The following is a 21485-nucleotide window of genomic DNA, read 5'->3' on the forward strand; positions in this document are numbered from 1 at the left end:
GGGGGGGGGGGGGCCCCGGGGGGGGGGGGGGGCCCGGGGGCGGGGCCGGGGGCCGGACGACACCCCGCACGACCGGCTCGCCGAGATGATGGGCCGACTCGACGACGAGGCGTCCCTCGCCGAGATGGGAACGCTGCTGGACTATGCCGTCGACGAGTTGGGCGTGTCGAAGATCGGCGTGATCGGGTGGTGCCTCGGGGGACGCCTCGCGCTGCTCCTCGCCGCACGCGACGAGCGGCCCGCCGCTGTGGTCGCGTACCACCCGTCCATCTGGGACTCGGCTCCGCCGACCCACACCCTCGACGCGGTCGACCAGGCCTCGACGATCACCGCGCCGGTCATGGTGCTGCACGCCGGCGCCGACACCGTGATGTCCGCAGAGACCTTCCGCGACCTGCAGCAGGCGCTCCAGCAGCGCCGAACCGGGGCAACCATCATCCATGTCTATCCCGGTGCCGAACACGGCTTCAGCGTGCGGTCACGGCACGGCAATCAGGTCAATGCGGACGCCTACGCGCTCTCCTGGCCGCAGGCCCTGCGCTTCGTCGCCGATACCACGCTCGGCTGAGCCGCGCGGTCGGCCGACGGCGGTTCGGGGCGGCACGGACGAGAAAGTTCCGGGAACGGGTTGCGGAAATGCGCCGGAGGACGACCATGGAGCACACCCGACCCCCAGCGCACGCCGGGGGAAGAAGGAGCCGACCGTATGACGTCGAGACCGACCGCCAGGAAGCTGGAACAAGTCGTCATCCGCATAGCGGGTGACTCCGGCGACGGGATGCAACTCGCCGGTGACAGATTCACCGCCGAGGCCGCCGCGTTCGGCAACGACCTCGCCACCCAGCCCAACTTCCCCGCCGAGATTCGCGCACCCCAGGGCACACTGCACGGCGTCTCGAGCTTCCAGATCCAGATCGCCGACTACGACGTCCTCACCGCGGGGGACCGGCCCGACGTGCTCGTCGCGATGAATCCGGCTGCCCTGAAGTCCAACCTCGGCGACCTGCCTGCGGGTGGGATCCTCATCGTCAACAGCGACGAGTTCACCAAGCGCAATCTGAGCAAGGTCGGCTACGACGCCAACCCGCTCGAGACCGACCTCGTCGAGCCGTTCGTGGTTCACGCGATCCCCATGAGCACCCTCACCGCGGGCGCGGTCGAGCCGTCCGGTGTGGGGAAGAAGGACGCCCACCGCGCCAAGAACATGTTCGCGCTCGGAGTGTTGTCGTGGATGTACGGGCGTCCACTGGCCCCCGTCGAGGACTTCCTCGAGCGCAAGTTCGCCGCGAAGCCGGACATCGCGCAGGCCAATGTCCTGGCGCTGCGCGCGGGATGGAACTACGGCGAGACCACCGAGGCGTTCGCCACCACCTACGAGGTGGGCAAAGCCGCGTTACCGCCCGGGCGATACCGGCAGATCACCGGAAACACCGCGCTTGCGTACGGCCTCGTCTCGGCCGGACGGTCCGCGGGGATGGACGTGTTCCTCGGGACCTATCCGATCACCCCGGCGTCCGACATCCTGCACGAACTGAGCAAACTCAAGCGGTTCGGTGTGCACACCTTCCAGGCCGAGGACGAGATCGCGGGGATCGGTGCTGCGATCGGCGCGTCGTACGGCGGTTCTCTCGGGGCGACGAGTACGTCGGGACCGGGTCTTGCTCTGAAGTCGGAAGCCATCGGACTGGCCGTGATGACCGAACTGCCGTTGATCGTCATCGACGTGCAGCGCGGTGGGCCCTCGACGGGCCTGCCCACCAAGACCGAGCAGGCCGACCTGCTCCAGGCGATCTTCGGCCGCAACGGGGAATCTCCGGTCGCCGTCGTCGCGCCGCAGTCCCCGTCCGACTGCTTCGAGGCGGCACGGGAAGCAGCGCGCATCGCCGTCACCTACCGGACACCGGTGCTGCTGCTGTCCGACGGCGCCATCGCGAACGGGTCCGAGCCGTGGCGCATTCCCGACGCCGCGGACCTCCCCGCGATCGAACCCGGATTTGCGACACCGCCGGGGGAGGAAGGCCCCGGTCATCTGCCCTACGCGCGGGATCCGGAGACGCTTGCCCGAGACTGGGCGATCCCGGGTACCCCGGGGCGGGAACACCGCATCGGCGGTCTCGAGAAGGCCAACGGCACCGGCGACATCTCGTACCACCACACCAATCACGAACTGATGACCCGGGTTCGGGTCGCCCGCATCGCGGGTATCGCCGTACCCGATCTCGAGGTCGACGATCCTGGTGACGACGCGGACATCCTGGTCCTCGGCTGGGGTTCGTCGTACGGACCTATCGGGGAGGCCGTCCGCCGGGCACGTCGCGGGGGCCGTCCGGTCGCGCGGGCACACCTTCGTCATCTCAACCCGATGCCCGCGAACCTCGGTGACGTGCTCGCCCGGTACCGGCGGGTACTGGTACCGGAGATGAACCTCGGTCAGCTGTCCATGTTGCTTCGGGCACGGTACGACGCGGACATCCAGCCGGTGACCAAAGTTGCCGGCATGGCGTTCCTCGCCGACGAACTCCACGAGGCGCTGCTCGACGAGTTCGAGGACGGACTGCGCAGCGCCGAATCCGCAAAGACCCCAGCCGCGGTGGCGGCAGCCGTGACACGCTGACGCGCCACCGAAGATCGGAGATCCGACAGATGACGGGAACGATGCACAACGGCACGGCCCACGAGACCAGCGCGGTCGGCAGGGATCTGGGTCTCAGTGGCCTCGCCCATGTACCCCGCACCGACGTGCCACAGAAGGCGAAGGACTTCACCACCGACCAGGAGGTCCGGTGGTGTCCCGGATGCGGCGACTACGTCATCCTCGCGACCGTGCGCAGCATGCTGCCGCAGTTGGGGCTCGCGAGGGAGAACATCGTCTTCGTGTCGGGTATCGGATGTTCGTCGAGGTTCCCGTACTACCTCGACACCTACGGCGTGCATTCCATCCACGGCCGCGCGCCGACACTGGCCACCGGACTGGCCGTCACCCGGCCCGACCTGTCGGTGTGGGTGGTCACCGGTGACGGCGACGCGCTGTCGATCGGCGGCAACCACCTGATCCACGCGCTACGCCGCAATGTGAACATGCGGATCCTGTTGTTCAACAACAGGATCTACGGACTGACCAAGGGGCAGTACTCACCGACCTCCGAGGTCGGCAAGGTCACCAAGTCCACACCGATGGGCTCGGTCGACGCCCCGTTCAACACGATGTCGCTGGCACTCGGAGCGGACGCGAGTTTCGTTGCCCGCGCGCTGGATTCGGACCGGGAGGGATTGACGGAGGTGCTGCGCGCCGCGGCGCATCACCGGGGCGCGGCGTTCGTCGAGATTTTGCAGGACTGCCCGATCTTCAACGACGGTTCGTTCGACGTGCTCCGGAAGGACGGCGCCGGCTCCCGGTTGATCCACGTGCGGCACGGCGAACCGATCATCTTCGGAACCGACGACGAACTGTGCGTCGTGCGCCGCGGTTTCGGTCTGCGGGTGGCGCAGCGCGCCGAGGTGGACCCCGGCGACATCGTGGTCCACGATGCGCACACCGAGGACCTCGAGTACGCCTACGCCCTGTCGCGACTGTCGGACCAGAACCTCGAGTACACGGTCACCGGAATAGTGCGAGCAGGACAGCGGCCGGCATACGACGACGGTGCGCGCGACCAGGTGGCGCGGGCGAAAGCCGAAGCGCCGGCAGACCTCCAGCAACTCCTCGACGGTCCCCACACCTGGACCGTGTCCTGACGACCTGACGACTCCCCGCGCCTTCCGGCGTCATCCGTGCACGACACGGCCGCCGATGACGGTGGTGCGCACCGCTGATGACGACGGCGCCGAGAGAACGTCGGCGAGAGGAGCGTGGAGGAGCACTACATCTCCGGGTTGCCCGATCCGGATCGTCCTCGGATTCCCGCCCGGATCGTCTGCGGCCGAGAGGAACCCGGCGAGCGCCTGGGAAGGATCGAGAATCTCGGAGTGGCTGAGGACCGCACCCGACTCCGTCGTCCGTGTCGTGGCGGCTGCGATGATGGCCCACGGGTCGAGCGGCCCGTACGGGGCATCGCTCGACAGCGCGAGAGGTACGCCCCCGTCGAGCAGGCTGCGGCATCGATACAGGTCGCCGCGGTCCCGGGGATCCACGTCGCGCAGGTAGCTGTCGCCACGATCGGAGAGGAACCCGGGCTGCGACACGACCCGCAGGCCGAGCCGGCGCAGATCGTCGATCGATTCGGGGGGTATGAGAGCACCGTGCTCGATCCGGTCGCCGGGACGGGCACCCACCTCGGCGAAGGCGGCGAGCAGGATTGCGAACGCTTCTCTGCTCACACAGTGCACCGCGACCGCGCGCCCGGCGGCGTGCACGTCCCGGATCGTCTCGGCGAGCACGTCGAGGTCGGGGAGCCCGGAGTCGGCGAGCACGATCTTGTAGGGACCGGAGCTCAGAGTGCCGCTGGGGGAGACGAATCCGGCCGGTGCACCGAGAAGATGCAGGCGCTGGGGGAGCGCACCGCCTCCGTGCGCGTCCACCAGAGCCGCGAGCGAACTCGGTGACAGGTCCGGTGTCGCGTCGGTGAGACCGGTGATCCCGTACGCCGCGAGCTGAGCGCCGATCGCGTCGAGCGGGGGCGGCGCGGTCGGCGGCAACCGGTCGCGTAGCCACGTATCGGCCCGCCACACGCGTCCCGTCGGGCGCCCGTCGCCGTACCGTTCGACGCCGGGATGGTCGGCGGCGTCGAGTCCGGCGAGCGCCGCGGCCGCGGAGTTCAGGACCCAGAGCGCGCCGCTGCGATGCTGCACCCGCACAGGGCGCCGCGCGTGCATCCGGTCGAGAGCCTCGGAATCGAGCTCCCCCGCTACGGATTCGAAGTATCCGACTCCACGGACCGAGTCACCCGGTGCCGTCCGCAGCACTCGTGCGAGGTCGTCGGGGGTACGAACATGCGGGGGTCCGCAGCGCACCGACGACCGTTCGGCAGCTGTTGCGTGCAGGTGGATGTGGTGGTCGTGCAGGCCCGGTACGAGTGCTCCGCCGGCGCCGTCGATCACGTCGATGTTCCCGGTCGGTTCGAGTCCGACCCCCACCTCGGCGATCACCCCGTCCCGGATCACCACTGCCGAACCGGGAACGCCGCCGAGTTCGACATCGCGCAGCATCAGCGGCGTCATCGCCGGATCCCCAGTTCGCCCAGTAGCTGTGCGGTGTCCCGTCCCGAGCGAGCGGCTTCCCCGTGCGGTTCGCGTGGGCGCGGCGGGACGATCTCCACGGGGGCCGGACCCGTGTCCACCCACCACCGGCCGCCGCGCCGATATGCCTGCGGTGCAGGAGAATGCGATGCGTTCAGAGTCGCCGCGACGACGGCCGACATCGACACGTCCCACAGCACACCGGACCCGTCTGCGGGGGCCGACAGTGCAAGGGTTGCGGCGGTCAGGCCGGTGAGGGGATCGGCCAGCGCATCGCCCACGAAGACCGGACCGTGCGCGTCGTGGGCGAGCAATCCGGCGCTTCCGGCGACATCGTCACCGAAGCCGACGCGCATCGACCCGCGACCGTGCGCGGTGATCGACACCCACGTGCCGCCGCGCGCCACCACTGTTTCGGCGTCGAGCCCGAAACCGGCGAGGGCGCGGGGACGCGACGCCTCGACGACGATGTCCGCAGCATCGACCAGGGCGGCCAGTTCCCGGCGTTGCCGGTCGTCGGACGGGTCCAGCACCACCGACTCGTGGCCGCCGTGCAGCAAGCGATAGAACTCGGAGTTGCCGCGTCGTGCTCCGTCGGGCCGGTCGGGCGTCTCGACCTTCACGACGCGCGCCCCCGCCAGTCCCAGCACGTGAGCGCACAGCGGACCGGCCCACAGAGCGCTGAAATCGACGACGAGCAGTCCGTCGACCTGCCGTGGTTCCAGTGGTACGGGCGGCGTACCGGTGGGCGGCGTCACCGGTCCGGCGGCGATGCCGAGCAGTTCCGCGCGGTCGGCGAGTTCGGCGCCGGTGTGGCCGGCGACCCAGGCCGTGACGGCGGGCCACGGGTCGTCGGCCACGTCGGCGCCGCCGAGGGCGCCCAGGAGCAGGGGGTCGCCGGGACGTGCGCACGACACCGCTGCCCACCCGTCTGCGGTGGGCAACAGTCGGCACGCGCCGCCCACCGACGTGGCGCCGGCCCTGCGGGCGCCGGTGAATGCGGCACGCTCGGACAGCAGGTGGGCGCCGTCGAGTTGTACCGAACCGGCGGTCGCGGACGCGATCCGTGCCGTCAGTTCCCTCGCCGTGGTTGCCGCCCGGCCCGGTGGGATCAAAGGAGGGCCGTCGACTCTCCCCGTGAGAGAAGCAATTCCGCTCTCCGCCCAGTCCCTGACCGGGTCGCCGGCGGAAGAGGAGGACATGAGCGTGATGCTACATTCCAACGCGAGGGGGCCGGAGTCGAGCGTGAAGGCACAACATATGGACCCGACGACAGCCGTCACGATTTCCGTTGCCGATCTCGCGGACGGGGCAGCCGACGAGCCTTTCTTCGCGGACGGGGGCGCGGCCGACCGTCCGATGCTGATCGTCGACCTCGACGATGTCCCCGCGTCGGTGCTCGAGCGGGCGGCTCACCGGGCCGCGATGTCCGATCGACTGCTGGTCGGCCGGGCGACGGTGCCGCTCGATTCCGGCGCCTTGTCCCCATTGCTCGGCGCGCTCGACCTCACATATGCCACCGGCCCCGATCCGGTCACGACGACGGTGGTCGGCACGCCCGATCCCGGCGCGAGCGCCGCAACCGTGCTCGACGCCGTGACAGACAATCCGCTCGCGGCGCTGGTGTTGCGGCAGGTGTTGCGCACCGCCGACACCCTTGCGGTATCCGGCGCGCTCGATGTCGAGTCACTGGGATATTCCACGCTGCAGAGCGGACCCGAGTTCGCCCGGTGGCTCGACGACCGGGGACTCCGCCCGCTGCCCCCGCCCGCGTCCGGGGATCCCGTGCTCCTCGTGCGCGACGGCGTGACGCTGCACGTGACGCTCAATCGCCCGGAACGGCGCAACGCGTACGGGACGCAGTTGCGCGACGCATTGGTCGACGCGCTCCGGTTGCCGCTGATGGACGAGAGCATCGAGCGTGTCGTCCTCGACGGCGCGGGACCGTCGTTCTGCGCGGGCGGAGACCTCGACGAGTTCGGGCGCACCCCTGACGCGGCGACCGCGCACCTGATCCGTACCCGCGGGGGCGCGGGACGAGTCGTCGCGCAGCTCGCAGACCGGATCGAGGTGCGTCTGCACGGTCACTGCGTCGGTGCCGGCATCGAGATTCCGGCGTTCGCGGGCAGAGTGGTGGCCCATCCGGCGACGGTGTTCCGGCTTCCCGAAGTGTCGATGGGGCTGATCCCTGGAGCAGGCGGCACGGTGAGCATTCCCCGTCGCATCGGGCGGTGGCGCGCGATGCATCTGTTCGTCACGGCGCTGCCGCTGGACGCGGATCGCGCGTTGGCGTGGGGCTTGATCGACGAGATCCGCGCCGACTGACCCCTCCGTGACCGGTCAGGCCATAAGGACGGTGAAACGCCAATCCAGGACGGGCGCCGGCTCGGTGGTCGCACGTTGTGCGTACACGAGAGACCGCAGTGCGAGCACACCTCCGCCCTGTGGGAGCGGTTCGGCGGACTCGACGTGCAGGTCGCTGGTGAGGGTGTCGCCCTCGTGCACGGGACCGGTGTGGTCGCACGACCGCCACCCGAGCACGGTCACCATATTCGGCAGTGCACGCGTCGCCTGGGACAGTGCGATCCCGATCGTGTGCCCGCCGTACACCAGTCGCCCCGCCGACCCGACACGCTCGTCATGGTGTGTCGCAGCGATATTCAGGCTCAGGCGCGCGAGTTCGGGTGCACCGGACACGACGTCTCCACTCGATCGCAGCACGGCGCCGGCGAGCGCGGGATCGAAATGGGTTCCGGGAACTCGACTCCGATACAGATCGAGGTCCCAGTTGCCGGGTGAGGACCAGATCGGCTGGTCCCGAGGTCCGATTACGGACAGGTCTTCCGCGTGGACGATCCGGCCGGGATCTGGAGTCTCGCTCAACGGCAGCATCGCACATCGGTAGAAATCGAGCACTGTCCTGCCGTCCTGGTCCACGGTGTTCACGCGCAGCGCCGCCAGGCCGGTGGGTCGACGACCCGGCTTCGCCGAATTCTCTTTCAGGCCCACTACTTCGGTGGTCGTGTAGAGCGTGTCGCCGATGAAGGGGAATCGGTGGAAACGCAATCCTCGGTAGAACAGGTTGGCCTTGACGTGGTGCGTCACCAGCGTCGACTGGCCGATCGCGATGTCGGTGACGAAACCGGCGTGTGCGAGAGCGCCGCCCGCGACCGCGGTCGAGAGGTGCCGGTCGAGGGGAAGACGGAACCGGTCGCCGAGGATCGCTTGGTGGGTCGCCGCGAGTCCGTCGGTGAGGGTGACTGCGGGTGCGGTGTCGAAGACGCGGCCGACGGTGAGTTCGTCGAAATATGGGCCGCCGACAGAAACGGGATTCGTGGTCATGTCAGGCTCCGGCTTTCGACAGGGTGCGACGGGCGCTGCTCGCCGCCGGAAGAGTGTGGCTCGGACGTCACGGAGAACCTCGTGGATTTCGGGACAGCGGGGAACGCGGTGAATGTACGGCCATTGTGGGGTGCTGCGCCAGAGTTATAGGCAGATGCAGCCACACGTATTGCTGAAAACTCTGGAATTTCGGGCGGATTCGAAGGGGCAGGCATTGACACGGCTACGCGTGGTCAACAAAATGGCCGTACAAAGTTTGGTCGGGTCGCCACCCGGCACCGATCGAAGGATCCGCGTGAGCACTCTGAACGACGAAGAGACTTTTCTGATCGAGACGGTCCGCGACTTCGTCGACCGCGAGGTCAAGCCCACCGTGCAGGAAGTCGAGCACGCCAACGAGTACCCGGAACGCTGGATCGAGCAGATGAAGCAGATCGGCATCTACGGCCTCGCGGTACCCGAGGAGTACGGCGGATCCCCGGTGTCGATGCCCTGCTACGTGCAGGTGACCGAGGAACTCTCGCGCGGCTGGATGAGTCTTGCGGGCGCGATGGGCGGCCACACGGTCGTGGCGAAACTGCTTGCGCTGTACGGCACCGAGGAGCAGAAGCGCAGGTACCTGCCCAAGCTTGCCACCGGAGAGATCCGCGCGACGATGGCGCTCACCGAACCGGGCGGTGGCTCCGACCTCCAGGCGATGACGACCACCGCGAAGCGCGACGGCGACGATCTGGTGATCAACGGCGCGAAGACCTGGATCACCAATGCGCGACGTGCGGGGCTGATCGCGCTGTTGTGCAAGACCGATCCGCAGGCCACCCCGCGGCACAAGGGCATCTCCGTCGTTCTCGTCGAACACGGCCCCGGCCTGACGGTCTCACGGGATCTGCCGAAACTCGGCTACAAGGGCGTCGAGTCGTGCGAACTGAGCTTCGACAACTACCGGATTCCGGCCGAGGCGATCCTCGGAGGCGACCCGGGCAAAGGTTTCGGACACATGATGAAGGGCCTCGAGACCGGCCGTCTGCAGGTCGCCTCCCGCGCGCTCGGTGTTGCGGCCGCGGCACTCGAGGATTCGCTGGCCTATGCGCAACATCGCGAGAGCTTCGGGGTGCCCATCTGGAAACACCAGTCGATCGGCAACTACCTCGCCGACATGGCCACCAAACTGACCGCAGCTCGGCAACTCACCCGCTATGCGGCGGAAAAGTACGACAGCGGCGAACGATGCGACATGGAAGCAGGCATGGCGAAGCTGTACTGCTCGGAGATTGCGATGGAGATCGCCCTGAACGCGGTGCGCATCCACGGGGGTTACGGGTACTCGACCGAGTACGACGTCGAACGCTACTTCCGTGACGCACCCCTGATGATCGTCGGTGAGGGGACCAACGAGATCCAGCGCAACGTGATCGCGAGCCAACTCGTGGCCCGCGGCGGAATCTGACCGGTACCACCGGGATCGGCGGTCATGGACGGCAGAGCACGAGAGACGGAACCGGCCTACGCGCAGCTCGCCCGTCGGCTACGGGACGAGGTGGAAGCCGGCCGGTACAGCAACGGGACGCGCCTGCCTACCGAAGCCGAATTGGCCGAGCAGCACCGGGTGAGCAGGCAGACGGTTCGGCGTGCGTTCCAGGATCTCGTGGCGGACGGCATCGTCTACCGCGTCCCGGGGCGTGGCACGTTCGCGGACGAGTCGGGCAGGCGTTACCGGCGGCAACTCGGGTCGATCGAGGACCTCCTCGCGTTGTCCGCCGACACCGTCATGGAGATCGTCACCCCGCTACACAGGGGAGTCGACATCGATGCGGCGAGCCGGTTGCGGCTCGACACCGATCTGCTCTACTCGGTCGTGCTCCGGCGGGTGCACGGGTCCACCCCTTTCGTGCTCACCACCATTCATCTCCCCGACGAGATCGCGGCGCACGTGCTGGACGCACCGGCGTTGCGGGCGGGCGCGTCGAGCCGTAACACCGTGATCGGCCTGCTCGAGCCTCATCTCGACAGCCCGATCGTCGAAGCCGCACAGTCGATCACCGTGGCATCGGCATCCGAGCAGGTCGCGGCCGAGTTGAACTGTGCGGTAGGGCATCCGCTGCTGAGAGTGGACCGCCTGTACTCGAACGCCGAGGGACTACCGGCGGAGCTGTCGGTGAGTTACTTTCTGCCGGAGCACTACACGTATCGCGTCACCCTCAGGCGGACCGGGCATTGACCGCCACAACTACCCGAACAGGAGCACAAATGCGAGTTTTCCACGGAATCGACGAGGTCGAGAAGGCAGTCGGGGAGGACCTCGGCCGCAGCGAGTGGATGGAGATCACCCAGGAGCGCGTGAACCTGTTCGCCGACGCCACCGGTGATCACCAGTGGATCCACGTCGATCCGGACAAGGCGAAGAACGGCCCGTACGGCACGACGATTGCACACGGGTATCTGACCTTGTCGCTGCTGCCGGTTCTCGGGGCGAAGATCTTCTCCCTCGACGGCGTGACGATGAAGATCAATTACGGTGCGAACAAGGTGCGTTTCCCCGCGCCGGTGCCCGTCGGTTCGAGGATCCGTGCCGGCGCCGAGTTCACGTCGCTCGAACGCACCGCGAAAGGCGCGAATCTGGTGGTGAACTACACCGTCGAGGTCGAGGGCGGAACCAAGCCGGCGCTGGTCGCCGAAACGGTCGTCGTACTCGTTCCCTGATCCGTCTCAGGATATTTCGACGCGCAGGATGCGATCGTCGTCGTCGCCGGGCTGCCCGCGGCCGTCGCGGTTCGAGGTGGTCAACCACAGCGAACCGTCCGGCGCGGCGGCGACGGTCCTGAGCCGTCCGTACTCGCCGACGAAGAATTCCCGCGCGTCCACCGTGTCGTCCGGCCGGATCGTGATGCTCCACAGTCTTTCTCCGCGGAGGGCTGCCATCCAGAGCCGGTCGTCGGCGAAGGCGAGCCCGGACGGGGAGGCGTCGGATACCGGCCAGGTCGTGACGGGGTCGACGAACTCCGGAGCGCCGCCGGTCCCTTCCACGTCGGGCCAGCCGTAGTTCGCTCCGGGCGTGACGAGATTCAGCTCGTCGACGTCGTTCTGGCCGAACTCCGACGCCCACAGGCGGCCCTGTCCGTCGAACGCCAGTCCTTGCACGTTGCGGTGGCCGAGCGAATAGACCGGCGATGCGGGATCGGGATTGCCCGGAGCGGGCGCGCCGTCCGGCGTGATCCTGAGGATCTTGCCGCCGAGCGACGCGGGGTCCTGAGCGAGTTCGGCGTCACCGGCTTCACCCGTCGCGGCGTACAACATGCCGTCCGGCCCGAAGACCAGCCGTCCGCCGTCGTGGATCCGCGCCGCGGGAATGCCGTCGACGATCACGGACGGTTCCGACAGGGCCGTGCCGTCGTAGACGGCGCGCAGGATGCGGTTGTCCGCGCCGGTCGTCGCGTACAGGAAGACGAGGCCGTCGGCGTCGAAGGTTGGGGAGACCGCGATGCCGAGCAACCCCGATTCACCCTGCGCGACCACATCGCCGATGCGGCCCACCTCGCGGACGGTGCCGTCGGGGGCGATATCGAGTACCCGCCCCGAGTCCCGTTCGGTCACCAGCGCGGAACCGCCGGGCAGGAACGCGATCCCCCACGGAGTCTCGAGCCCGGATGCGACGGTTCCGGTGACACGCGGGTCGCCCGCGTCGGGTGCCGGCGACTCGGCCGTGGCGGTGCTCGCCCGGGTGGGTTCCTCGTCGATCGCGGGAGTGGACGGCGACGCGCACGCCACGAGGGGCACCGCCACAGCGGTGACGGCGAGCCGAGCCAGGAGAGTTCTGGTCACGTCGTACATCCTCTCGCGGCGCGCGCGATTCTGCCGGGTCAGGACGAGAAACGGATGCGGGCTTGCGTCTTCCCGAGGACCGTCCGGCCCGCTGCCGACACGGTGATGTCGACGCGTGCCACACGCTCCACGTCGTCGAGGCGGGCGACCTTCGCGGAGATCGACAGGTCGGCCCCGTCCAGTGGGTCGACGACGACCGGCCGCGTGAAGCGCGCTTCGTACGAGATCACCGAGGTCGGATCCCCGGCCCAGTCGACGACGGCCTGCAGTCCCAGTGCCGCTGTCAGCATTCCCTGGCACAGCACGCCGGGCAGGCCTTCCCCGGCGGCGACCGCGTCGTCGAAGTGGATCGGGTTGAAGTCGCCCGACGCGCCCGCGTAGCGAACCAGATCCGCCCGAGTCACCTTCAGGTCCGACTTCGCGACGATCGCCCCGAGTTCGAGATCGTCGAAACGTGGTGCCGTGCTCCGCGTCATGCGTCGTCTCCCCGGTGCAGCAGTGTCGATGTGATCGTGGCGACCGGATCCCCGGCGGTATCCCGGATCTCGCACACCGTGGCGAGGATGGAACTGCCGGCGCGTTCGGTGACGTCGGTGATGGTGAGTGTGGTGGCCAACTCGTCGCCGGCGACGATCGGGCGGTGATACTCGATCTTCTCCGAGCCGTGCACCGTCCGATGTAGCTCGAGGCCGGTGCCCGGAGTTTCCAGAAGCTGCACAACCGCCGGGCTCTGGACGACGGTGGTGAAGGTGGTCGGTGCGACGACGTCCGCGAAACCTGCGGCACGAGCGGCATCGACATCGTGGTGGATCGGGTTCTTCGATCGCACGGCACGAGCGAACTCGCGGATTTTCTCGCGTCCGACGAGATACGACGTCGCAGGGAAGACCCGTCCGCTCAGGTCGGGATTCAGTGGTGGCATCCACGGAGCGTAACGGTGAACGGCGGACGGGTCAGGTGGTGCATCCCCGCGCTGCGACCGGCCACCTGCCGACCACCGCGCCGCCGGAGACCGCCACCAACTCGTCGACCAGGTTCACGGCGTTGCACGCGTGGTTCGGCACCACTCGCACCCGCTCACCGAGCGCGGGCGGGGAGGTGTGACCCGGCCACTGCACGGTGGCGTGGTGTTCGGACAGCGCGACGATCCGGGCATCGGGCGTCCCCAGAATACGGCCGTATCCGGTTGCCCACGACGCCCGGTCGGCACCGAGAATCTTGCTCCCGGCGTCGAGGACCACGACATCGCCGCGTGCCGAGACCACCGTCGCGAGCGCGGTGAGCGCGAGGTCTTGCTCGGTGATCGCGTCGAGTTCGAGTTGCTGCGCATCGCCGAAGACGTATACGCCCGGCCGCAATTCCGTGGCTTCGGTCGGAGCCTCGATCATCACCGTGGGCGAGGAGCCGCCGCTGATCACCGCCGGTTCGATGCCCACTGCGCGCAGCGAGGCGGCCGCGGCCGCGAGCGCAACCGATTCTTCGGCAGCGGCCACCGGCGGAACGCCCGGACCATACGAGTGACCGGGAAAGGTGAAGACGCCGTGTACCTCGAGGCCTTCGTCGCGGGCGGCCGCGGCGACGGCGCCGGCCCGCTCGGGAGGAACTCCGGTGCGGTGATGTCCGCTGTCGATCTCGACGAGCACGCCGACGCCGGTGCCGGCATGCGCCGCGAGTGCCCGGACGCCGGCGGTGGACTCGACCCCGACCGTGAGCCGGACGCGTGCGGCGAGTGCCCGAAGCCGCGCGCCGCGGGCGGCGTCCACCCACAAGGGGTACGCCACGAAGAGGTCGTCGGCACCCGCGTCCGCGAATACCTCGGCCTCGGACACCGTCGCCACCGTCAGCCCACAGGCACCCGCGGCGAGCTGACGCCGAGCGATCTCGACGCACTTGTGTGTCTTGACGTGCGGTCGCAGGTGAAGCCCGCGCGCGTCGGCCGACTGCGCCATCCGCGTGACGTTGCGGTCGAGGACATCGGTATCGACGACGAGAACCGGAGTCGCGTCGAGGTCGGGGAACGAGGTCATTTCCGCAGCCTATCGGGGGTGAGTGGGGTCCCGGGGGAGCACATCGGGATTTGGAGAGTGCGCAACCTCTATTTGGGGTTACACTCGGCCGCATGAGTGGTGTGGATCACAAGAACGAGGATTTCGATGTCGTCGTGCGCGGCGGCCTGTGGTTCGACGGAACGGGTTCGCCCGGAGCCGTCCGCAACCTCGGTATCCGAGATGGTGTCGTCGCTGCGGTGACGTCGGACGACCTGCCCGTCGGGGCCGGCACCGAGGTGGTCGAGGCGGCCGGCCGCTGGGTCATGCCGGGCTTCGTCGACACGCACACGCACTACGACGCCGAGGTGCTCGTCGGCCCGGGTCTGCCCGAGTCGGTGCGACACGGCGTCACCACGGTGCTGATGGGAAACTGCTCGATCTCCACGGTGTACGTTCCGCCCGTCGACGCCGCCGACCTGTTCAGCCGCGTGGAGGCGCTGCCCCGCGAACACGTGCTCGCGGCACTCGAGCGCTCCAAGACGTGGAACTCGCCGCGTGAGTACATCGATACCCTCAACGAACTGCCGCTCGGCCCCAACATCACCGCATTCGTCGGACACTCGGACATCCGTGCCTCGGTGATGGGTCTGGGGCGTTCGACGGACGGTGCCAATCGGCCGACCCGCGACGAACTCGCCGCGATCGACGCGCGGGTATCGGAGGCTCTGGACGCGGGTTTCCTCGGCGTCTCCACGATGACGAATCCGTGGGACAAGATGGACGGCGACCGCTACCGCTCCCGCACATTGCCCTCGACGCATGCCTCGTGGTCGGAATTCCGTCGCCTGCACAGGATCCTGCGCAGGCGTGGACGTGTGCTGCAGGCCGTCCCCAATCTCAACACGAAGTACGACGTGGCGTTCTTCGCGGCGGCGAGCACCGGACTCGGGCGCAAGCCGATGAAGACCTCCGTCCTCGCAGCGGCCGACACCAAGGCGGAGCGGTGGGTCAATCGAATCTTCGGCCCGATCGCGTACGCGGCCAACAAGATCGGTAAGGGCGCGTTCCGCTGGCAGCACCTGCCGACGACCTTCGAGGTCTATTCCGACGGGATCGATCTCGTCGTATTCGAGGAGTTCGGTTCGGGGCGGGCGGCACTGCATCTCCAGGAGGAGATGGGGCGCAACGACCTGCTGCGCGACGAGGCCTATCGCCGCTGGTTCCGTCGTGATTTCGAGAAGAAGTTCTCGCCGAGGGTCTGGCACCGGGACTTCGACGACACCCGCATCGTGGAATGCCCCGACGAGTCGCTCGTCGGCCGGTCCATCGGTGACGTCGCGCGGGAACGGAAGCTCCACCCGGTGGACACGTTCCTCGACCTCGTCGTGGAATACGGCCGGGAATTCCGCTGGCACACCGTGATCGCCAACGATCGACCCGCGGTGGCCGACCGGCTCATCCGGACGGAAGGCATCACCCTCGGTTTCTCCGACGCCGGTGCACACCTGCGCAACATGGCGTTCTACAACTTCGGCATCTGCCTGCTGCGACGAATCCACGAAGGTGAGCAACGCGGAAAGCCGGTGTTGCCCTTGCACACCGCTGTCCACAAGCTCACCGGAGAACTCGCGGACTTCTACGGGATCGACGCCGGACATCTGCGGATCGGCGACCGTGCCGACTTCGTCGTCATCGATCCCGCCGGCCTCGACGAGGACACGGACCGGTATCACGAAGCGCCGCTGGAACAATTCGGCGGACTGCGGCGGATGGTCAACCGCAACGACCGGGCGGTCACCGCGACCGCTGTGGCGGGCAAGGTCGTCTTCCGTGACGGGCAGTTCGTGGACGGATACGGGCGCACCGTCGGCACCGGCCGCTTCCTGAAGGCGGGTGTGGAGGAGCGCGGTCCCGCACCGGTACGGACGACGGAGGCGTCGGTGGGGTAGGAGTGCCCGTCCTGCACGGTGAGCGTCTGCCCCGGCGCACCCAGAAGGAACGACGCGAGGAAACGATCGGCCGGATCCTCGACGCGACGATCGCCTCACTCGCCGAACGCGGTTACACCTCCACGACCATCGGGGAGGTGTGCCGTCGTTCGGGAGTGTCGTCGGGCGGGGTTTTCCGGCACTTCCCCACGCGCCTCGACCTGATGGTCGCGGCTGCCGAAGAGGTGAGCGAACGCCAGTTCGTGAACTTCCGGGCGGGACTCGCGGTGCTCGGCCGCCTCGAGGAACGCAGCGGTGCCGATACCACCGTCGACGTGGTGCGTACCTGCCTGCTGTTGTTGCGCCGCGCATGCCGGGCGCCGATGAATTCCGCGTGGTACGAACTTCTCGGCGCGGCCCGCACCGATCCGGCACTGCGTGATCACCTCTCTCCGATGGCCGCCCGCTACCACGCGCAGATCGCCGACTTCGGCAGGTCGCTGCCGGTCGCAGATCGGTTGCCGCCTGCGCAGTTCGATCTGGTCCTCTTCTCGCTCGTGCACATGTTCGACGGCGAGGCGGTGTCGTCGATCGTGCATCCCCAGCCCGAACTGGAGGATCCGCGAATCGAAATGCTGGCCCGAATGCTCACCGGCGTCACATCTCGCATAAGTTCGGACGATGATCGATAACGAAGCTGCTCCCGGTTGGTTTGTCGACGCTCTCGCGACACCCGTCGACAAGGGCACCGTCGATGTCGACGGTGCGACCATCGCCTATCGCGCGTGGGGTGAAGCGGGGGGCCCCGGTGTGGTGCTCGTGCACGGCGGCATGGCGCATTCCGGCTGGTGGGACCACATCGGACCGCAACTGGCCCGGGGACGCCGAGTGGTCGCGCTCGATCTCAGCGGACACGGGGACAGCACCCACCGTGAGCACTACTCTCTGGAGGCGTGGTCCGCAGAGGTGCTTGCCGCAGCGGCAGCAGGGGGGATAACCGGACGCCCGGTGCTGCTCGGGCACAGCATGGGCGGGATCGTGTCCTTCGCGACCGCGCATTTCCACGGCGACCGGCTCGGGGGTGTGATCATCCTCGATTCCCCGATCCGCGACATGACTCCCGAAGAACTCGAGATGCGAGCCAAGATCGCCGCGAATGCCGGTCCGCCGAAGGTGTATCCGTCGGTGGAGGCGGCGGTGGCGCGGTTCCGCCTCGTCCCACCGCAGGACACAGCCGAGCCTTTCGTCCTGGAACACATCGCTCGCGAATCCTTGAAGCAGGTCGAAGGCGGGTGGTCGTGGAAGTTCGACAATCTCCGGATGGGTCGCGAGGGACGCGGCAGCCTCGAGAACATGACGCCCCGATCGCGGCTGGCCTATTTCCGGAGCGAGCACGGCATCGTCGACGACGCGCTCGCTGCGAAGATCCGCCGGCAACTCGGCCCGGACACTCTCATGGTCGAACTTCCTGCGGCAGGCCACCATCCCATGATCGATCAGCCACTGGCCGTCGTCACCGCCGCACGTACCGTGCTGGCCGGCTGGGAAGGGTAGCGCCGTGAATCCCTTCCGTCCGGTCGCCATCCGGATCGGTGCGCTGCCCTGGCTCCCGAACTACTCACGCCCGATCATTGCCGTGGACAAGACGATTCAGCGCGTCACCCGTGGAAAGTTCACGCTCCTGAAGATCGCGGACTTGCCGTCGCTGGCGCTGACGGTGCGGGGACGGAAAACCGGTGAGCCACACACCACTCCGCTGCTGTGCGTGCCGCACGACGGCGGCTGGCTCGTCGTCGGCTCGAACTGGGGCCACCCCAAGCCTCCGGTCTGGGCACTGAATCTGAGCGAGGCAGACGAGGCGGTCGTGCTGTTCGAGGGTCACCGGACTCCGGTGTCGGTGCGGGTCGCCGAAGGTGAAGAGCGCGAACGGTTGTGGCCCGAGTTGCTGAAGACGTGGCCCAACTACGACCTGTACGCGCGCCGGACCGACCGGACGCTGCCCGTGTTCGTGCTGACCCCGGAAACCGGGTAGGGGCAGTCGCTCACGCAGCACTTGCCATGGTGCGCTTTTCCTCCCGCGGTGCGAGGACCCGGAAACAGACACCCGCGACGACGAAGGTGCCCAGAGTCCCGATCAGTGCCGCGACGCCGGCGGATCCGGGCCGATCGCCGACCGTGTACCCGGCGAGCGCACTCCCGGCGAAGCGGTGTTCTTCGACCCGGCGTGCCATGCATTCGCCGGTATCGGTGTCCGGGCCCCGTGTGCACCCCCGCAGAGTCGCCGCTTCCAGTGCATCGGGCCCGGACGCACCGAGCGGGGAGACGAGGCCCGCGATCACCAGTGCTGCGAATGCCAGCCCGGCGAGCAACACCCCGCGCGGATGTGCGGCGGGGCGGGCCGCTAGGGACTGGTCTCGCAACAGGAAGACGGACGCCGGGTGGACCAGGGTCACGGCGACGACCACGAGGGCAGTCACCAACCCGTCGACGAGCGCGACCGGGATGTGCACCGCGAACAGGTACGCCACGTTCTCCACGGGCGTGGCGGTGGCTCCTCCCAGCGCGTATTCGACGACGAAACTTGCGGTCGCGGCGAACACGGAGACGAATCCTGCGGCGAGGGACACGAGCGCCGGCGTCAGGAGCGGCGAGCGAACCTCGCGACGCACAAGAAGTGCCCGCGCGGCCACCGCGACCACGAATCCGGCGGCGACCGCGGCGAGCGCCATGTTGGTGACGTTCGCACCGAGTGCGGAAAGCCCACCGTCCGCGAAGACGAACGCCTGCACGGTGAGCACGATGGCCATACTCAGGGCGCCGACGAAGGGGCCGAGCAGGATGGCGGCGATCGCCGCCCCGACGACGTACCCGCTCACGCCGGGCAGGATCGGGACGGCAACCGTGTGCAGACCGAAGATCAGCGCCGTGACCAGCGCGGCGAAGGGCACTGTCCGCACGTGGAGATCGCTGCGTGCGCACCAGGCGGCAAGGCACACACCGATCGCTGCCACGACATAGAACAAGACGGAGGCGCGCGGATCGATCAATCCGTCGCTCATGTGAAGTGCCACGACATCCACTTCGAGACCTCCCCGGCAGCGTGTTCGGGACGAAACAGTAACCCCGGCTACCCGCCGTCCGGGTGGGTTTCGGAGAGGCTGCCGACGATGCGGAGCATATACAGAAACCGGAACGTGTTCTATATTTCGGAGATGTACGAGTGGTCAGATACAGACCTCATGTTCCGCGATGCACTGCGCGGATTCATCGAGAAGGAACTCCGTCCGCATGTCGACAGGCTCGAGTCGGGTGAGTTGCCGCCCTACGACATCATTCGCAAGTTGTACTCGACGTTCGGCATCGACGAGATGGCTCGGGAATCGCTCGAACGGGCACTCGCGAAGGAAGAATCGGGTGAGAAGTCGTCCGGATCGGGCGGCATGGGCGGTTCTCCCGGAATGGCGGCATTGCTCAACATCGAGATCGCGGGGGTCAGTCTCGGTCTCGTGGCGTCTCTCGGTGTCAGCCTGGGTCTTACCGCCGGTACGATTCGCAGCCGCGGAACGCTCGCACAGAAGAAGCGGTGGCTGCCCGAACTCGTGACCTTCGAGAAGGTCGGCGCGTGGGCGATCACCGAACCCGATTCCGGCTCGGACGCCTTCGGCGGAATGAAGACCACGGTCCGCCGGGACGGTGACGACTACATCCTCAACGGACAGAAGACGTTCATCACCAACGGGCCGTACGCCGACGTCATCATCGTCTACGCGAAGCTCGACGAAGGAAACGCCTCCGTCGACCGGCGCGATCGCAAAGTACTCGCGTTCGTGCTCGACAAGGGAATGGAGGGGCTCACCCAGAGCCCGCCGTTCAAGAAGATGGGCATGAACTCCTCGCCCACCGGCGAATTGTTCTTCGACAATGTGCGCATCACCCGGGACCGACTCCTCGGGGAGACCGAGGACAGCGGCAAGAGCGACGGCAAGGACAGCGCGAAGGAATCGTTCGCGGCAGAACGCATCGGGATCGCGTACCTGTCGCTGGGCATCATCGAGCAGTGCCTGAAGCTATGTGTCGAGTACTCCAAGTCGCGCAAGCTCTGGGGCAGCGAAATCGGCCGGTTCCAGCTGATCCAGCTCAAGCTCGCGGAGATGGAGATCGCGCGGGTGAACGTGCAGAACATGGTGTTCAGTGCCATCGAACGCGCAGAGGCCGGGAAGCCTGTGAGCCTGTCCGAGGCATCGGCGATGAAGCTCTACTCGTCGCGCGCCGCGACCGATGTCGCGATGGAGGCGGTGCAGTTGTTCGGCGGAAACGGCTATATGGCCGAGTACCGCGTGGAGCAGCTCGCCCGCGATGCGAAATCACTGATGATCTACGCGGGGAGCAACGAGATTCAGGTGACGCACATCGCGAAGGGATTGCTGTCCAGGTAATTTCGCTGGTTTCGATAACGACACGTCGGGCATTCTCAAATTCGCCCGGCGTGTCGTCTATTCTCGGCACTACAACAATCCGGCCACCGACGAGGGGAGTGGCCGGTACATAGTTATCGAGCGGAAATCGGGGGAGCGATGTACGCGTACGATATGGACACCGGAATCAGGCCACCAGGCCATGTCGACGGGCGGTCGGCGCGTGCCGAACGCACGCGGCAGGCCGTGATCGACGCGCATATTGCGTTGATCCGTGCCGGTGAACTCAAACCCACAGGAGCGCAGATCGCGGCGCGCGCAGGTGTGTCTTTGCGGTCCCTGTGGGGTCATTTCGGAGATCTCGAGAAGCTGTTCGAGGCGACCGGCGCCGAACTCTTACGGCGCCAGGACGACGCGTACGAGCCCGTGGATCCGTCGTTGCCACTCTCCGAGCGGATCGATGCGTATTGCCGCCAGCGGGCCGAACTGCTCGAATTCATTGCGCCGTTCGCCCGATCGTCGGAGATTCGGGCGCCGTTCTCGCGGGAACTCCAGCACAATCGTCTGCGCTACTTCGAGCGGGCGGCGTTCGAAGCGCAAGTGTTGTTCGCGCGGGAACTCGACGGTGTGGGAAGCGAAGTGCGCTGCCAGATCGAGAGTTCGATCGCGATCAGCACGACGTGGCCGATGTGGGTTTCGCTCCGCGACGTGCTGCGTCTACCCGTGCCGGACGCCGTCGAAGTGATGAAACGCGCGGTCAAGGCGCTCGTCTGCGAAGCGATGGCTGCCCGTCGTCCCGCAGCCGTGAGCTGAGCGCG

Annotated in this window: 21 protein-coding genes; 13 read left to right on the plus strand and 8 right to left on the minus strand. The window is 67.7% G+C overall.

What is annotated here, in order from left to right:
- The 3 genes from TVH25_RS05720 to TVH25_RS05730 form a co-directional block, all read left to right on the plus strand.
- Nucleotides 1-568: dienelactone hydrolase family protein (locus TVH25_RS05720; protein ID WP_422423552.1), on the plus strand; the 568-nt coding region annotated here is incomplete at its 5' end.
- Nucleotides 569-706: 138 nt separating this feature from the next.
- Nucleotides 707-2614, plus strand: coding sequence for a 2-oxoacid:acceptor oxidoreductase subunit alpha (locus TVH25_RS05725; protein WP_422423553.1), 1908 nt, complete (start codon nucleotides 707-709; stop codon nucleotides 2612-2614).
- A 29-nt stretch (nucleotides 2615-2643) separates the two neighbouring features.
- Nucleotides 2644-3735: a 2-oxoacid:ferredoxin oxidoreductase subunit beta gene (locus tag TVH25_RS05730; RefSeq protein ID WP_422423554.1), complete on the plus strand. Its 1092-nt coding sequence runs from the start codon at nucleotides 2644-2646 to the stop codon at nucleotides 3733-3735.
- A 30-nt stretch (nucleotides 3736-3765) separates the two neighbouring features.
- Here TVH25_RS05730 and TVH25_RS05735 read toward each other — a convergent pair whose 3' ends face one another.
- Nucleotides 3766-5157, minus strand: coding sequence for an amidohydrolase family protein (locus TVH25_RS05735; RefSeq protein ID WP_422423555.1), 1392 nt, complete (start codon nucleotides 5155-5157; stop codon nucleotides 3766-3768).
- Nucleotides 5154-6377, minus strand: a complete 1224-nt coding sequence (locus TVH25_RS05740) for a CoA transferase (protein WP_422423556.1) — start codon at nucleotides 6375-6377, stop codon at nucleotides 5154-5156. The genes TVH25_RS05735 and TVH25_RS05740 overlap by 4 nt, the downstream gene beginning before the upstream one ends.
- A 58-nt stretch (nucleotides 6378-6435) precedes the next feature.
- Here TVH25_RS05740 and TVH25_RS05745 point away from each other — a divergent pair, with 58 nt between their 5' ends.
- Entirely contained in the window at nucleotides 6436-7500 is a 1065-nt protein-coding gene (locus tag TVH25_RS05745; RefSeq protein ID WP_169622195.1) for an enoyl-CoA hydratase/isomerase family protein, read from the plus strand.
- 15 nt (nucleotides 7501-7515) lie between these two features.
- Here the strand turns inward: TVH25_RS05745 and TVH25_RS05750 are convergent, their stop codons facing one another.
- Complete coding sequence (locus tag TVH25_RS05750; RefSeq protein WP_169622104.1) at nucleotides 7516-8517, minus strand: MaoC family dehydratase; 1002 nt, start codon at nucleotides 8515-8517, stop codon at nucleotides 7516-7518.
- 295 nt (nucleotides 8518-8812) lie between these two features.
- On the opposite strand from TVH25_RS05750, the gene TVH25_RS05755 reads away from it, so the two are divergent.
- Genes TVH25_RS05755 through TVH25_RS05765 form a run of 3 tightly spaced genes read left to right on the plus strand, consistent with a single transcriptional unit; the run spans nucleotide 8813 to nucleotide 11217 of the window.
- On the plus strand, nucleotides 8813-9964 hold the full coding sequence (locus TVH25_RS05755) for an acyl-CoA dehydrogenase family protein (protein ID WP_169622105.1): 1152 nt from the start codon (nucleotides 8813-8815) through the stop codon (nucleotides 9962-9964).
- Nucleotides 9965-9988: 24 nt separating this feature from the next.
- Nucleotides 9989-10735 carry a GntR family transcriptional regulator gene (locus TVH25_RS05760; RefSeq protein ID WP_296550727.1) on the plus strand — a complete coding sequence of 249 codons (747 nt, stop codon included), beginning with the start codon at nucleotides 9989-9991 and terminating at the stop codon, nucleotides 10733-10735.
- 29 nt (nucleotides 10736-10764) lie between these two features.
- A complete protein-coding gene (locus tag TVH25_RS05765) occupies nucleotides 10765-11217 on the plus strand; it encodes a MaoC family dehydratase (RefSeq protein ID WP_422423557.1) in 453 nt (150 codons plus the stop codon).
- A 6-nt stretch (nucleotides 11218-11223) separates the two neighbouring features.
- Here the strand turns inward: TVH25_RS05765 and TVH25_RS05770 are convergent, their stop codons facing one another.
- The 4 genes from TVH25_RS05770 to TVH25_RS05785 are packed head-to-tail and all read right to left on the minus strand — an operon-like array spanning nucleotide 11224 to nucleotide 14363.
- Nucleotides 11224-12336: a PQQ-dependent sugar dehydrogenase gene (locus TVH25_RS05770; protein WP_422423558.1), complete on the minus strand. Its 1113-nt coding sequence runs from the start codon at nucleotides 12334-12336 to the stop codon at nucleotides 11224-11226.
- Nucleotides 12337-12374: 38 nt separating this feature from the next.
- The gene (locus TVH25_RS05775; protein ID WP_169651492.1) at nucleotides 12375-12812 is read right to left on the minus strand and encodes a MaoC/PaaZ C-terminal domain-containing protein; all 438 of its coding nucleotides are present in this window, start codon (nucleotides 12810-12812) and stop codon (nucleotides 12375-12377) included.
- A complete protein-coding gene (locus TVH25_RS05780; protein ID WP_296550730.1) occupies nucleotides 12809-13258 on the minus strand; it encodes an FAS1-like dehydratase domain-containing protein in 450 nt (149 codons plus the stop codon). The genes TVH25_RS05775 and TVH25_RS05780 overlap by 4 nt, the downstream gene beginning before the upstream one ends.
- A 31-nt stretch (nucleotides 13259-13289) precedes the next feature.
- Nucleotides 13290-14363, minus strand: a complete 1074-nt coding sequence (locus TVH25_RS05785; RefSeq protein WP_422423560.1) for an alanine racemase — start codon at nucleotides 14361-14363, stop codon at nucleotides 13290-13292.
- 92 nt (nucleotides 14364-14455) lie between these two features.
- On the opposite strand from TVH25_RS05785, the gene TVH25_RS05790 reads away from it, so the two are divergent.
- Genes TVH25_RS05790 through TVH25_RS05805 form a run of 4 tightly spaced genes read left to right on the plus strand, consistent with a single transcriptional unit; the run spans nucleotide 14456 to nucleotide 18284 of the window.
- Nucleotides 14456-16273, plus strand: coding sequence for an N-acyl-D-amino-acid deacylase family protein (locus TVH25_RS05790; protein ID WP_169622112.1), 1818 nt, complete (start codon nucleotides 14456-14458; stop codon nucleotides 16271-16273).
- A 2-nt stretch (nucleotides 16274-16275) separates the two neighbouring features.
- Nucleotides 16276-16944: a TetR/AcrR family transcriptional regulator gene (locus TVH25_RS05795; RefSeq protein ID WP_296550731.1), complete on the plus strand. Its 669-nt coding sequence runs from the start codon at nucleotides 16276-16278 to the stop codon at nucleotides 16942-16944.
- On the plus strand, nucleotides 16934-17806 hold the full coding sequence (locus TVH25_RS05800; protein ID WP_378528201.1) for an alpha/beta fold hydrolase: 873 nt from the start codon (nucleotides 16934-16936) through the stop codon (nucleotides 17804-17806). Before TVH25_RS05795 ends, TVH25_RS05800 begins: the two co-directional genes overlap by 11 nt.
- A gap of 4 nt (nucleotides 17807-17810) precedes the next feature.
- The gene (locus TVH25_RS05805; protein ID WP_422423561.1) at nucleotides 17811-18284 is read left to right on the plus strand and encodes a nitroreductase family deazaflavin-dependent oxidoreductase; all 474 of its coding nucleotides are present in this window, start codon (nucleotides 17811-17813) and stop codon (nucleotides 18282-18284) included.
- A 10-nt stretch (nucleotides 18285-18294) separates the two neighbouring features.
- On the opposite strand, the gene TVH25_RS05810 is transcribed toward TVH25_RS05805, so the two are convergent.
- Nucleotides 18295-19311, minus strand: coding sequence for an energy-coupling factor ABC transporter permease (locus TVH25_RS05810; protein ID WP_422423562.1), 1017 nt, complete (start codon nucleotides 19309-19311; stop codon nucleotides 18295-18297).
- Between the two features lie 153 nt (nucleotides 19312-19464).
- Between TVH25_RS05810 and TVH25_RS05815 the strand changes: the two genes are divergently transcribed.
- The gene (locus tag TVH25_RS05815) at nucleotides 19465-20688 is read left to right on the plus strand and encodes an acyl-CoA dehydrogenase family protein (protein ID WP_169622116.1); all 1224 of its coding nucleotides are present in this window, start codon (nucleotides 19465-19467) and stop codon (nucleotides 20686-20688) included.
- Between the two features lie 138 nt (nucleotides 20689-20826).
- Nucleotides 20827-21480 (plus strand): TetR/AcrR family transcriptional regulator, encoded by a 654-nt coding sequence (locus tag TVH25_RS05820; RefSeq protein WP_422423564.1) that lies wholly within the window; start codon nucleotides 20827-20829, stop codon nucleotides 21478-21480.
- Nucleotides 21481-21485 lie beyond the last annotated feature (5 nt).

Origin of the sequence: Rhodococcus sp. 7Tela_A2 (assembly GCF_049311045.1) — a bacterium.
Classification (GTDB): domain Bacteria; phylum Actinomycetota; class Actinomycetes; order Mycobacteriales; family Mycobacteriaceae; genus Rhodococcus.